We start from the raw sequence: 15,040 nt of genomic DNA on the forward strand, positions 1-15,040 counted from the left end.
CACCGACTGACCGTCTCCCGTCAACGAAAATCCCGAATGACAGCGCATTTGCAGCCCTGGCGAAGGCATTGGGAGGTCTTGCCAGCCCGCTCGCCGCTGCGGCTTGTTGATTTTGTAGTGGGTTGCCCACTCTTGGCCGACATCCACAACACTGACGGGCAAGAGTGCCCATGCTCCATGCGTTGAAACGACTTTGACGACTCAATCGACAAGCCGGCTTCCGGCGGGCGTTTCGGGCGGTGAGCCTGCATCGCAGAAAGCGTGAGGGCATAAAAAAAGGCGAGGCCGGCTCCGAAGAACCGACCACGCCTCGCACGGGGGGACGCTTAATATTTGGGTAAATCATGGTGCAGGGTGCGTCCCTCTGACACAGGTAACCATAGTCCCGTTCCTGCGAATTTCGAGCAATTCGGTCGAGGAATCTGGGGTTCTGCCGCAGTCCCTTGGGAAGCGTGATCGTCTGTGCCAATCGAAACGATTCTGCCGATTGGAGCCCTCGGGGGGGCAAGGGATGCGGGCTGCCCAGAGCAAAACTTTTCCAGGCCCAGCGGGATCGATTGGAGTGCCGGTCAAAATGTGCCGATTGTTCCGGTTGGAGGGGGGCCTCCGTCATGGATCATCGTTTCGCCCACGACACCGTCGTTCAGGCCGCGATCCATGTCCATTTCAATCCTTTGGGAACGGAAGTGACGGAAGAAGCCATGCAGAGCAACACCAACCGTTGGGTCGGCCTTTTCGCACTGCGAACTGTGGAGCCGGTGGGAAATCAGGAGCCGGTGGCGCGTCGTTGGCAATTTGCCTTCGTCGCTGGCGTCGCAGTTTGGACGAGTGTTTGGGGGGCGGGCACAGCCGATGCGCAGCGTCCGGTCGTTCCCGGAACCGGGACTGAACTCGTTGGCGTCGCCGATGACTTCGAAGACGAGTCGTGGCAATATGTGCCAAACAATCCCAAGAGCACCGAGGACATTGATGAAAATCAACGTTCGCCCATGGGAAAGAGCACCAACGGACGCTGGTACGAAGGCATCAAACGGGGCCATCCCGATGTGGTCCAGCGAGTGGCCACGCCAACCGGCGGCTTGTCCGGCAGCCAAGGCGCTCTGCTGATGCGGAGCAAGTTCACGGGGATTCCCGGGAACGCCAGTGGCACGATGCACCAGGATGACTTCATCGCGAATGTTCAGTATCGACTGAAACGTCGCATCGATGTGTCCGAGGTTCCCAGTGTCACGACGCGAGTGTTCTTGCCACCGGTGGCCGAGTGGGAGCAACGCAGCGGACCTCACTTTGGATTTCGCTTGGCCCTCGAAACGACGGCGATGATTGAAAAAGAAATTGGGCTGTTCAAGCTCAAACGCAAAGAGATGGGCAACGAGATCTACTGGCCGGGTTTGTTCATCGAATTCGAAAGCAAGGCTGACAGCCGAAGTCGCAGCGACGACTACGCATACCTTCGAGTTCGTAGCAACCAACGTGGCGCCGACTTTCGTGGTCCGCAGATCACCACCACGGGTTGGTGGACGTTGGGCATGAGCGTCACACCGGATGGCATGGTGCACTACTATGCATCGCCCGGCGTGGATGACCTGACCGAGGAAGACTACATCACCAGTCAGTTCCCCTACGGTTACGAAGCGGAACGAATGCGAACGTTCTTCTACAACATCTGCAGTGCGGATGACGGACGTCGTTGGAGCACTTCGTTCATCGTCGATGATCCGAAGGTCTTCTTGGTTCGCCCCAAGGGCAAACAGATGGCAGGTCGCTCCAGCAACCCACGTCGCTGAGTCGTTCAGGCCAGTTGCTCGACGCGGCACGGATAGAACGGCCGCGAATGTTCCACCAAATCCAACATGGTTTTGGTGTTCAGAGAATCGGAGGCAGTGGGGATTTCGTTGCGAATCGCTTTTCGGTAAACGCTGAGCAATTGCTGCCTTTGGTTTTCCGGCCCGTATTTTGTCGCCACAACGTTTCGGTTGTGAGCGATCGTTGCGGGATCGCTTGCTGTTCTCAACGCGTCGCACAACGTGGCGTTTCGTTGCCGGATTTCTTTCGCGAACCCGGAATCGGTGGCAAAGCGGTGGATCACCTCGGTCTGCAACTCCGGCGTCAATCTCGCGAAATCGATCCAGTCGCAATCGCGAGAGACGGCGGCGCCGCCTGGGGATCGGACTCCCTTCCACGCGTTGACTTTGGCGGCCGCGAATTGGCGTTCTGCTTCCGCGAGCCAAGACGCAGAGCTGGGAATCATGACGACGTCATAGAGCTGATCCAGCTGCATGCCTTGGTCCATGAAATCGCGGGTCACGCCGGGAAGGTTTCTCGCAACGACAGGGCGTGAGGCGAGCCAGGGTTCGAGAAAGACCATCCCAAATCCTTCCGCCACGCTGGACGAAACGACGACGCTAGCGGCTGATAGATTGTCCACGAATTGGATGCCTTCCTGATGAGCGGCATCGAAGACGACGTTGTCCACACTTTGCTTGGCAATTGCTCGCCAGCGTTCGTAGGATTTTCTTTCCATCGGGGTGTCGGGGGCAAGCGTCATCGCGCCCACGGTTGGGCGACCGGCCATCTGGCACAGCAGCAAGAATTCGCCCAGGTTCTTGCGGCGGATTCCACGAACGGGATAGAGCATCCAGCGGAAATCAGTGGGCAACTGGAACGCTTTCGCGACACGCTGCGCTGCGGTTTCGAAATCAGGCAGCTCATCGCTTGGGAGGCGAACGCTGTTGGGCAGCACATCGATGCGGGAGTTCGAAATTCCAAACTTCGACAACGTTTCCGCATCGCCGGTGGTCAAGGTCGCGTAGGACAGTCGTTCGCCACACGGGTACAGGATTTTGTCGAGGTCTTGAACGTGATCGCAATCGTGGGCCGTTTTGAGATGCGCCCAGTTTTGTGGCCGTTGGTCTTCTGCAAAGTCATGGATTTGCATCACGCACGCATAACCAAGATTCGCCAAACGCTGGATCACCAGTGGAGCGGCCGCGTTTTTGCCGAGGCTGTGATTGTGCCAGTGGATGACCGTCTGCTCGCGAGTCCAGCCCGCGCGTTGGCATTGCTCGTCCAACTCGCGAGCCGTTTGTTCGGCTTGTTGTGAAACGCTCCGCGAACAATCACGCAGCGAGTCGTATTCCAGGGACGGGAGAGTCCACAGGGAAGCCGAAGAGCGGGTTGCTGCGTGCAGGCCTGACTGACGAGGGCCGCTGACCAGAGCAACCTCGTCAATGTCATTGGATTGATGCAGGCAATGAACATGATTGTCGACCACCTGGGTCACACCGCCCCGTTCGAAGTGGCAATGCACAATGAGAATTTTCATCGCGGAAACTTTCACTGGCTGTCAGTCTCGAAGGGGCAAGGCGTTTCAGTGACTGAGGTGGTTGTGGCATTGCTTCACGCTCCCCTCGCTTCGCTCGACCTTACCAGGGGACGTTCGAATAATAATTGGTGGCTGGCGTCTGGGGTTTGTCCCGGATGGGGCCGTCATGCTTCGCTCGGGGCGGAAGCCCCGAGAGACCGATGCCGGAAAACAAACGGTCGCTAAGAATGGGCCCGTCGTGGGAGTTGGGGGAGTCCCTCGCTCACGCTTCGGGTTGTGATGAGGGGCTTGGCCGACTCGGACGGGCAAGAGTGCCCATCCTACTTGTGCGTTCTTTTTCACAGGCTGGAAGCCTATGCCACACTTCGATCAGTGCACGCGTTGGCCGGGCAGTGCACCGTCGTCGATGCCCAGCACGAAGACTTCTTCGCCGCCGGGACCGGCGGCGGTGACCATGCCTTCGCTCAAACCAAACCGCATCTTTCGAGGTTTGAGGTTGGCGACCATCACGACCAGGCGTCCGACCAACTTTTCGGGGTCGTAAGCGGCTTTGATTCCGGCGAAGACCTGGCGAGTTTCGTCGCCGCCCAAACCGAGTGTGAGTTTCAGAAGTTTGTTGGCGTCCGGCACGTGTTCGGCCGACAGAACACGAGCGACCCGCAGGTCGACCTTCATGAACTCATCGATGGTGATTTCATCGGCGAGCGGTTCATCCTTGAGTGGTTGATCGCTGTCGTTGAACGGGTTGGCGGCGACGACTTCATTTTCTTGAGCCGCTTCGTCTTTGCTTTCTTCCATCATTGCTTCGAGATCCTCGAGTTTGACACGGTCCATCATACGTTGAAATTTGTTGACGCCACGGTCAGTCAGTGGCGTTTGACTTTGTTCCCACGACGTGATCGGTTCCCCGAGCAAGTCGCCACATTTTTTTGCCAGTTCGGGAAGGACTGGGGCCAAGTAAACGGCCAGTTGCCGGAACAGATTCAGTGCGACCGTGCAAACGTCTCGCAGTTCGTCTTGTCGCTCGGCATCTTTGTTCATTTCCCATGGCTTGGCGTGTTCGACAAACGGGTTGGCCGCGTCGGCCAATTCCATGATCAAACGCATTGCTTTGGAATACTCGCCGTCTTCGTAAGCCGACGCGATCTCGTCGCCCTTGGCGGCGGCGGTTTGGAACAGCCCTCCGTCATCGGGATACGACGGTGACAATCCGGTTCGGCTGGCAAACTTGCCAACGCGACTGGCCAAGTTGACCACTTTGCCGACCAAGTCGGAGTTGACCTTCTCGACGAACTCGTCGACTCCCAAGTCCAAGTCTTCGACTCGCGACGACAACTTGGTGGCGTAGAAGTAACGCAACGCGGAGGGATCGATGTGTTTCAAAAATGTTTCGGCTTTGACGAAGGTGCCATCACTCTTCGACATCTTTTTGCCGTTCACATTGAGGAAGCCATGGATGTGAACTTTGGTTGGCAGGGAGAACCCGGCCGTCTTCAGCATCCCTGGCCAAAACAGCGTGTGGAAGTAGGTGATGTCCTTGCCGATGAAGTGGTGGACTTCGCAGTCGTCGCTCTGCCACCAATCGGCCAGGTTTTCATCGTTGGCATTGCACCACTGTTGCGTGCTGGCGATGTAGCCGATTGGCGCGTCGAACCAGACATACCAGTAGTTGCCGGGAGCGTCGGGGATTTCGAATCCAAAGTACGGGGCGGGGCGACTGATGTCCCAGTCGCGAAGTTCTTCCGCCAGGAAGTGTCCCTTCAGGTAGTTGGCCGTTTCCGATTGCAGGGCACCGGAGTTGGAAACCCATTCGGAGAGAAACCCGTGCAGCTTTTCCAATTCGACGAACAGGTGTTCGGCTTCTTTGAGGATCGGCGTGGCACCGCTGAGCGTGCTGACCGGGTCGATCAATTCAGTGGGGCTGTAGGTGTGCCCGCAATTGCAATTGTCACCGGCTTGGTCCGGCGTGCCACATTTCGGGCACGTTCCACGCACGAATCGGTCGGCGAGAAAGGTCTCGGCTTCTGGATCGTAGAGTTGCTCGACGCTTCGCTGGACCACCAAGCCCGCGTCCCGGAGAGATTGCCAGATTTGATGGCAAATCGTTCGGTTTTCTTCGCTGTTGGTGCTGCCATAGTGGTCGAATTCGATTCCAAAACCCGCGAAATCACGCTGGTGAGCTTCGCTGGTTTCTTCGATCAATTCAATCTCGGACCGGCCTTCGCTGCGGGCCCGAATCATGATCGCGGTGCCGTGCGTGTCGTCGGCGCAGATGTACAAGCAACGATTGCCACGCAGTTTCTGAAACCGGACCCAAATGTCGGTTTGCAGGTATTCCACCAGGTGGCCGATGTGAATCGGGCCGTTGGCGTAGGGCAAGGCAGCGGTAACGAGCAGACGACGCGTCATGAAAGCAGTTGTCGGTGAGTGGATCGAGGGCTTCAGCGATACCCACGACCCATTTTTGCGACGTGGGGTTCACCATCCAAGGTCGCGATTGTGACAAACCACCGCTCGATCGAACAGGACCAGCCACTGAAGACGACTGCGACGCGCTTGGCGTCAGAGGTTCATGACCGTTTTGACCAGGTCGCTGATGGAATACGGGTGAGCCGATGCAAACGCCTCTCCGGCCCAACAACCGGCTTGCGAACCGGTCACCAACGCGGCGGCACGCACTCGGTCGGTAATTTTCGGTTTGTGGGCAAACTGACTTTCGTAAGCCGTGATCGAGGCGAGTTTTTGTTCCAAGCAATCGCCAATGTCAACGATCAGGTGATGGGACTCACCGGGCATCACATCGGATTCAAATGCCAATCGAAAATAGAGTTGGCGAGCAACCGCGTGGACGGGAACCCCGTCAAAGTGTTCGTCCCAACGGCACAGACGACTGTAAAACACCGCTGCATCGGTGATCTGCATTGCTTGCCAATGGTCCGGGGAAGCCATGGGCGTTTTTTGCCCGAACCCGATCACGATCCGGGGACGAAATCGACGGAACTGGCGGGCCAACGCGATCCGCGGGACAAAACCGTCCATCAGAATTCGGTTGGGAAGGTTCAGCTGGACTCGCGCGTGAACGCCAAGGCACTCGGCGGCTCGGACCGATTCTGCCATCCGGGTATCGACGTCGGGGCAATGGGGCGTCGGTTCGCCATCGGTCAAATCGATGATGCCGACGCGATAACCCTGGCGGACCATCTTGGCCAGCGTGCCACCACAGGCTGATTCAACATCGTCCGGGTGAGCCCCCACCGCAATCACGTCCAGTGACTGCGTCGGGTCGTCGGGGAGAAGGAGATCGCTCGGTTCTGGAATGGCTTCATTCATGGAACCAGCTTAGCAATGAGCGGGAGAGATGTGTCAGGTGCCGATTGCGCGAAGCATCGTTGGGACCGTTCCGGCGGAAGGTGCCTGAGACTTCTCTCCCAGCAGTTCCTTGAACCTGCGGGCATCGTCGAGACAGGTCCCAACGATGCCCGATTCTCTTCCGTTCGTTCTCGGGCGGTTTGTCCTAGAACAATTCTCGCATCGCGGCATCCAACTGCGATTCCATCGAATCGGAATCATCGCCATCGCGTTTGGATTGCTCGTCGGCGATCAAGTCGATCACGTCCACCTCGGTCTGACTCGAGGTCAATCCAGTGACCTTCGACGATCCCGATTCAACCGATTCGGCTGCAATCGAGGTCGAAGCATCCAGGCCGGCGGAACGGTAGTCGTCCACCAACAAGTCAGCGGCCTCACCGGCGGGTTCGCCGAATCCAGACTGGCTTTGAGCGTTGATCTCGTTGATCACCCGCAAGGCATCCAACGAGGAGATGAAGCCGTCACCACTCTGGTCGTAGTAGAACTGCTCCTCCACGCCGTTGTTGGTCCCAATGCCGTAGTCCGCATCGGTGACCGGGATGTTCTCACCACTGGAACTGCCGCTGACTTCATTCAGTCGGTTGATGACCAGCAGTGCGTCGAGCGCGGTGACTTCGCCGTTGCGGTTGACATCGGAGAAGTTGACCGGGTTTTGCAATCGACTCTCAACCGTGTTGAGGTTCATGCGAGTCGGTGCACTGCGGTTTCCGTTGATGTCGGCGACTGTGAAGATCAAGAAGTCCGGGCCGGTGTAACCAGCCTCTGGCGTGTACATGATCTTGCCATCGATGACTTCCGCGATGCCATTGGTTGGCTGGGTCGTGATCAGAATCGAAGCCAAGTCCAAATCAAACGCGGTGTTGAAGCTATCGGAAATGTCGATCGCACCAGTTCGGCCCACGGACGTTCCCGCTGACAAGTCATCCGCGGTCGGACGGCCTTGAAGTTCGACGGTGGCTTGAGCACTGGCTTGGCCCAGGTCGTCCGCGATCGTGTAGGTGAACGTGTCGACGCCGGCGAAATCAGGACCAGGCAGATACGTCAGCACCCCGTTGTCATCCGACAGCGTGCCGAACTCAGGCTCGACGACCACTGTCAGCGAGGTTCGGTCCAGGATGCCATCCACGTCGAAATCGTTGAACAACGGATCTCGCATCTGATCCAAAACCGTCGTGCCAACCGATTCGATGAACACACGGTCATTGATCGCGATCGGAGCGTCGTTGCGACCTTGGATGGTCAAGGTGACATTCGCGGTCACAACACTGGTCACGCCACTGTCGTCTTGCAGCCCGTACTGGAACGTGTCGGTTGCTGTTTCACCGGGACGCAGCGACTGAATGGCAGCCGAGTTCATCGGTGTGTAGGAAATTTCGCCGGTCGTTTGATTGACTTCGACGGTGGCACCCAAGGCGGTGGAGGTTTGCAATTCCACGAAGCTGAGGATGTCACTCAAGTCAGGGTCGCTGTCGTTGGCCAACAAGTCTTCGATGGTGAAGAACAGCACCGCGTCTTCGGTGGTCGTGAACGAGTCATCCACGGCGACCGGAAGGTCGGGCTGGTCGGTGATCGTGATTGGCAGCGAGACCGATTGGGAACTGCCAGCAAAGACACCGTTGTCAAAGTCTTGCAGCGTGACGGTGACGTCGGTGCTGCCTGCGGCATCCGGTGCCACTGTGAAGGTCAGCACGCCGTTTTCGTCAATCGCAGGTTGGACCGAGAACAGATCTTGGTCTTCGGATGGAACCTGAACGAGGAACGCCACCGTTTGATCGCCTTCGTTGCCTGGTCCCGTCGAAATGTCGGTGGCCCAAGGCTGCGAATACATTCCACTGTCTTCCAAAACGGTCACAGCGGGGCCAGCCGTGAAGGTTGGCAAGTCATTCACGTTGGCCACGGTCAGAGTGAACTGAACCGGAGCACTTTCCTGAATGTCGCCATTGGCCGGGTCATTGGGGCCACTGTCGACGGCCACCAACTCGTAGGTTGCTGAGCCACTGTTTTCGTCCGAAGTCATGAACTGCAGCGAGCCATCGGCCAGGATTTGCAACCCGGTTGGGTTTCCAGGCGATGTCGTCAGCAGGTCGGTGTCACCACTGACGTACGAGAATCGATACTCCGTGATCGTTTGGGGACCCGCGGTTCCGGTTCCGTCGAATTCATCACTGGCGCGACCGCCAGTTCCAGTTCCGGGAGGTCCAACTAAAACGTTCCCGAGCCAATCGGGAAGTGTGACGGTGCCAGCACTTTCCTCCACGACGATTGGTGCGAGTGGGGAAATGATGGGGGCATCGTTGACGGGGGCCACGACCAGCGAAATCGTTGCCGGCGTGGTTCTCGATAGATCACCGTCGCTGACTTCGTAAACGAATTGGTCTGTGCCAACAAAGTTCAACGGAGGTGTGTAGATGTACGACGTGGCACCGGCACCGTTTGGCGACGGAGTCAGTGTTCCACCCGACATGGTTTGCAACGGAACGTTGACGGCAGACAAGACCTGCGAATCATTTTCGTCCGGCAGTCCATCCACTGGTGAGTCAGGACCAGCGATGAAGTTGCCGAGCAACGAACCGTTGATCGCACCATCGATCGGAATCGCCAGTGTGCTGTCTTCGCGAGTCACGATCGTGATCGTGTCACCCGTGCCATTGGCAGGGATCGGAGCGTCGTTGACGGCCAAGACGCTGATCGTGATTCGATGAGCCAACGACTCATTCAAGTCGCCGCGCCCGAAGTTCGGGCCCTGGCCATTGTCTTGACCATAGACATCGAACACGAAGTCGCCAAACACGCCCGGTGCGGCTTGGAACGTCAGGTGGCCGGCTGGCACGATCGTTGGAAGTGTCGTGAAGGCTTGGGCCGCTTGAGTGCTCGTCACATTGACCGGTTCGATTCGGTTGAACGTGACCGCTTGGGCCGCGGTCAAGCTGAACTCGTCATTGGCCGTTGGTGTCGGCCCGCCAAAGACATTGAACGCAAAGTCATTGCGAACAAACATGTTGGCGTCTTCGCTGACATTGATCACGGTTTGTGCAATGTCAAACACAGGACGGTCGTTGACCGGGTTGAGCACAAACTGAATGCGTCCCGTTCGAGTCAACGGCGTGGGGTCGAGAATCTGATCCCGGATGTTGAAGTTGGTGCCGTCATCGATCACTTGGTAGGTGAACGAGTCGGGCAGGTTGTTCAATGAGTTCACGTTGATCGGAGGTGTGTACTCCAGCGAAGCGGGAGTTGCCCCGTCGGCTGGGACGTAAGTCACCGAACCGCCCAGGGTGGTTGGTAGCGTGGTGAACGGAACCAACTCAACCGATTGTCCTCCACCCAAGGTGCCATCGGATTCGTTGGCTGGACCAGGTGTGTAGATGTCCAAAAGTCCAGGGCGTGAGCCCGGGACGCCCGTTCGCAGTGGAATGGAATAGGCCGTTCCCGTTGACCCGTCGTTGGCCGTGTTGTCTTCCTTCATCGTGACGATCAAGGTGCCATCGGACGTGATTTCGTAGGCATCGTCGATGGAACCGGTCTGAGGTGTCGGGGCAAGGTTCGACAATCGCGGTTCGTCGTTGACTGGGCGAACGTTGACCGTGACGGTCATTTCCGTTGACTTTGCCGTGAATGGATCGGTGTCCGACACGCGGTCCGTCGCAATCATCACGAAGACGCCCGTTCCAACCGCATCGGGAGAGGGGTAGACGGTCAGCGTGCCATCGTCTGAGACTTCTGGGGTGAAGCCCGGACGGAACAGATCGGTCACGCTTTGGCTGACGTATTCTTTGAAGGTGAAGAAGACGTCCTGGCGATCAAATTCGTCCAGGGCCGTGGTTTCAGCTGGATCTCGACGTGTTGCCCAGTCCGTGAGGCTGGTCCCGCGATTGTCATCGCGTTCTCGAATGTCGACCGTTTCGCGGAATTCGACGCGAGGTGCATCGTTGACTTGAATCGTACGGATCGTCACGCGGCGTGATTCCGAGCGATTGTTGGATCCAACACCACCAACGGTCGTGTAATCCGATTGCTGGAATCCAGCGGCCGGCGGGGTCATTTGACCGTTGATGTAGTCGGAACCTGGAACGGTTGTTTCGCCGAAGTCTTCGACGATGTAGTTGAAGCGTTCGAAATCGACGAACGGGTCTTCTTGGTTGTAGTCGACACTTGGCAAGTACTGGCCGCCGGTGAACGCACCGGACGCATCGAAGCGGAAGGTCACTGTGCCCGTTGCCAATGGAATCGCGACGTCATTCAAGTTGTCTCGGTTGACGACGGTTGGTGTGCCGTTGGAATTCGTGACGGTGAACTGAACAACCCGGAGGTCTTGTTCGTCTTCGTCAAACTCGTTCGAGGTCACCACGCCATCGGCGAAGTCTGCCGTTTGGGCGTCGCTTGAGGTGCCTTCCAAGAACGTTTCTGGCGTGAGGTTGAGGACCGCAACGCTGTTGGTCGGTTGACCCGTGATTGGGAAGTACTCTTCCACTTCGTTGACGGTCAGTTCCCGGTCGTAAGCAATCGGTTGATCGTTGACAGGCGTGATGTTGACCGTCAGCGTTCGCGTGATGCTGCGAGGGGAATCTTGCATCGAACCCGAAAGGTAGGATTGCCCGTCGTCGGTCATCGTCACGGCAAACACGGCGTAGCCATACGCATCCGCATTGGGTTGCAGTTGCAGAACACCAAATCGATCCAGGAATGGATCGCTGGCAAACATGCCCGCAGGGGAGGAGATCACGCTGACGCTGTAGTGCAGTTCTTGAACCGAGCGTTCATCCAACGCGGTGGCGCGTCCCGGATGGATCGCTTGAGGCAAACCGTGCACCAACGGGTTGTTGCTGCCGATGACTTGCCCACCGTAGATGTCATAGAACACCGTGTTGAAGGCACCCCCGGCGTCGTTGATGTCTTCGGCGAATGTGACGGTGTTGAAGGCAGGGAACTCAGGCACATCGTTGACAGCGCGGACGGTCAACGTCATGTCGCGAGGCTGCGAACGGTTGTTCGAACCGACTCCGCCCACGGTGGTGTAGTCGATGGATCCGGTGGCATCCGGATCTGGTCGGTCGCTGCCAGGAATCGATGTCGGACCGAAGTCCTCGATGACATACTGGAAGACTTCCGTTGGTTCGAATGGCAGTTGATCGTTGACGTCGACGTTTGGCAGGTATTCGCCTTCGATGAACTCGCCAGTGGATGAGGAGAACTCGAACGAAATCGTGCCGCTGAACAACTCGATTGGTGTGCCGTTGACATAGTTGCCAGCGTTGACGATTTGCGGGGTGCCATCGGCGAGCGTGACTGTGAACTCGACGACGCGGAGACCCTGTTCGTCTTCATCAAACTCCTCGAAAGTCACCGTGTCGTTTGAGAAATCACTGGCTTTTGCCAAGGTTGGGTTGTCCGTTGTTCCGCCCAGGAAGTCGCCTGGCAGCAACGGCAGTCGAGCAACCGCACCGGTTGGAAGGTCATTCGGTGACGAGAATTCTTCGACCTCCGTGACTTCCAGATCTCGGTCAATACTGACAGGAGCATCGTTGACCGGCGTGATGTTGATGGTCAACGTTCGAGTGATGCTGCGAGGTGCGCTGATCAGCGCTCCGGTGCCATCGTCGTAGTCGGCTCCGTCGTCTGTTGCAGTCACTTCGAAGACCGCCCAGCCGTAAGCATCCGCACGTGGGGTCAGCGTCAAGACACCGAAGTCGTCCATGGTCGGCAACGTTTCGAACATCCCCGCAGGCGAGGAACTCGCCAGGGATGTGAACGTGTAGGTCAAAGACTGAGTGGGAGCGAATCCCAGTTCGTCACCACGCTCGTCGAATGCCGTGTCACGACTGACGAAGATGGCTTGATCACGCATCGGATCAGCTGGGTCATAATTGGCGACCAAGCCACCTGCGTAAACGTCATAGAAGACGGTGTTGAAGGCATCGCCCGTGTCGTTGATGTCTTCGACGAAGGTCACCGTGTTGAACGGGAGGAACTCAGGGACGTCGTTCGTGGCACGGGTGGTGAGCGTCATCGTCTGCGGTGCCGAGCGATTGTTCAGCCCGACAGGAGGCGTGGCACCGTCGTTGGTGTAATCGACTTGGTCGGCTGCACCGCTGTTGATGTACTGCGATCCTGGGATCGAGGTGGTTCCGTAGTCTTCCACGACGTAAGTGAACTGTTCGTTCGCCGCGAACGGTGATTCTTCGTTGTAGTCAACGTTGGGGTAGTAAATGCCGCTGGTGTAAGCACCACCGCTCAAGATGTCATCGAAGTTGAACGTGATGCGACCAGTGGCCAGTGTCAGTTCGGCGCCGTTGTTGTTTTCGGCATCGACGACGACGGTGGATCCATCGGCCAGCGTGACCGTGAACTCGACGACTCGCAGGCTTTGTTCTTCTTCATCGAATTCATCGACCGCGTCGATGTCATCGGTGAAGTCACTTTGCTCAGCGAGTTCTGGGTTCTCGGTGGTGTTGCCGAGGAATTGGTCTGGAGTCAGGTCAATCGAGGCGACGTCACCGGTGGGGGCATCGGTTCCGTTGGCAAACTCTTCGGCTTCTTCCACTTCCAGAGCCCGGTCCACAGTGACGGGGGCATCGTTGACCGGCGTGATGTGCACGGTCAGGGTTCGGGTGATGCTGCGGAAGTCGTCGACAAGGCCTCCGGTGCCCGAACTGTAAGACTTTCCATCGTCGGTCATGGTGACCGTGTAGACGGCGTAGCCATAGGCATCGGCACGTGGCGTCAGCGTCAGGACACCGTACTCGTCGAGCACGGGTGCTGACTCAAACATGCCGGCTGGTTCGTACAGCGTGCTGTAGCTGTACGTCAGCGACTGAGTTGCGAGGGCTCCGCTGTCGTTGCCGCGTTCGTCTTCGGCGGTTGGCCGACTGACGAAGATGGCTGGATCCAAGTTATGAACGCTCGGATCCGCCGATGCGATGACGGCCTTGTCATAGATGTTGTAGAAGACGGTGTTGAAGGCATCGCCCGCGTCGTTGATATCTTCGGCGAAGATCACCGTGTCGAACACGGGGAACTCAGGAACGTCGTTCTTCGCTCGGGTTGTGAGCGTCATCGTCTGCGGTGCCGAGCGATTGTTCAGCCCGACAGGAGGCGTGGCACCATCGTTGGTGTAGTCGACTTGGTCGGCTGCACCGCTGTTGATGTACTGCGATCCTGGGATCGAAGTGGTTCCGTAGTCTTCCACGACGTAAGTGAACTGTTCGTTGGCCGCGAACGGTGATTCTTCGTTGTAGTCAACGTTGGGGTAGTAAATGCCGCTGGTGTAAGCACCACCGCTCAAGATGTCATCGAAGTTGAACGTGATGCGACCAGTGGCCAGTGTCAGTTCGGCGCCGTTGTTGTTTTCGGCATCGACGACGACGGTGGATCCATCGGCCAGCGTGACCGTGAACTCGACGACTCGCAGGCTTTGTTCTTCTTCATCGAATTCATCGACCGCGTCGATGTCATCGGTGAAGTCACTTTGCTCGGCCAGTTCCGGGTTTTCCGGGATGGTGCCAAGGAATTGGGCTGGATCCAAGTCAATCGACGCGACTGCGTTCGTTTCGGCATCGGTTCCGTTGGCAAACTCTTCGGCTTCAGTGACTTCGAGCGCCCGATCCACGGTGACGGGTGCGTCGTTGACCGGCGTGATGTGCACGGTCAGGGTTCGGGTAACGCTGCGGAAGTCATCGACCAAGGTTCCAGTGCCTGGGTCGTACGACTTTCCATCGTCGGTCAAGGTGATTTCGAAGACAGCGTATCCGTAGGCATCGGCTCGAGGTGTCAGCGTGAGGACGCCGTACTCATCAAGGACCGGTTCGGCTTCGAACATTCCGGCTGGTTCGTACAGCGTGTTGTAACTGAAGCTCAGCGTTTGAGTCGCCAGGGCACCGCTGTCGTTGCCACGCTCGTCTTCGGCGGTTGCCCGACTGACGAAGATGGCTGGATCCAAGTTGTGAACGGATGGGTCCGACGACGCGATGACGGCTTCACCATAGATGTCATAGAAGACCGTGTTGAAGGCATCGCCGGTGTCGTTGATGTCTTCGGCAAAGGTCACCGTGTCGAACACGGGGAACTCAGGGACGTCGTTCGTGGCACGGGTGGTGAGCGTCATCGTCTGCGGTGCCGAGCGATTGTTCAGCCCGACAGGAGGCGTGGCACCGTCGTTGGTGTAATCGACTTGGTCGGCTGCACCGCTGTTGATGTACTGCGATCCTGGGATCGAGGTGGTTCCGTAGTCTTCCACGACGTAAGTGAACTGTTCGTTCGCCGCGAACGGTGATTCTTCGTTGTAGTCAACGTTGGGGTAGTAAATGCCGCTGGTGTAAGCACCACCGCTCAAGATGTCATCGAAGTTGA

General features: G+C 57.6%; 5 protein-coding genes. 1 reads left to right on the forward strand and 4 read right to left on the reverse strand.

What is annotated here, in order from left to right; all coding sequences use genetic code 11:
* Nucleotides 1-611: 611 nt before the first annotated feature.
* Nucleotides 612-1,787 (forward strand): hypothetical protein, encoded by a 1,176-nt coding sequence (locus RISK_RS19280; RefSeq protein WP_047815922.1) that lies wholly within the window; start codon nucleotides 612-614, stop codon nucleotides 1,785-1,787.
* Nucleotides 1,788-1,792: 5 nt separating this feature from the next.
* On the opposite strand, the gene RISK_RS19285 is transcribed toward RISK_RS19280, so the two are convergent.
* From RISK_RS19285 to RISK_RS30065, 4 genes are all read right to left on the reverse strand, one after another.
* Nucleotides 1,793-3,325 (reverse strand): hypothetical protein, encoded by a 1,533-nt coding sequence (locus RISK_RS19285; RefSeq protein ID WP_173442704.1) that lies wholly within the window; start codon nucleotides 3,323-3,325, stop codon nucleotides 1,793-1,795.
* A gap of 369 nt (nucleotides 3,326-3,694) precedes the next feature.
* Nucleotides 3,695-5,734, reverse strand: coding sequence for a methionine--tRNA ligase (gene metG / locus RISK_RS19290; RefSeq protein ID WP_047815924.1), 2,040 nt, complete (start codon nucleotides 5,732-5,734; stop codon nucleotides 3,695-3,697).
* A gap of 153 nt (nucleotides 5,735-5,887) precedes the next feature.
* The gene (locus RISK_RS19295) at nucleotides 5,888-6,655 is read right to left on the reverse strand and encodes a PIG-L family deacetylase (RefSeq protein ID WP_047815925.1); all 768 of its coding nucleotides are present in this window, start codon (nucleotides 6,653-6,655) and stop codon (nucleotides 5,888-5,890) included.
* 184 nt (nucleotides 6,656-6,839) lie between these two features.
* Nucleotides 6,840-15,023 carry a tandem-95 repeat protein gene (locus tag RISK_RS30065; protein ID WP_236696463.1) on the reverse strand — a complete coding sequence of 2,728 codons (8,184 nt, stop codon included), beginning with the start codon at nucleotides 15,021-15,023 and terminating at the stop codon, nucleotides 6,840-6,842.
* Nucleotides 15,024-15,040 lie beyond the last annotated feature (17 nt).

Origin of the sequence: Rhodopirellula islandica (assembly GCF_001027925.1) — a bacterium.
In the GTDB taxonomy this organism is placed as follows: Bacteria; Planctomycetota; Planctomycetia; order Pirellulales; family Pirellulaceae; genus Rhodopirellula; species Rhodopirellula islandica.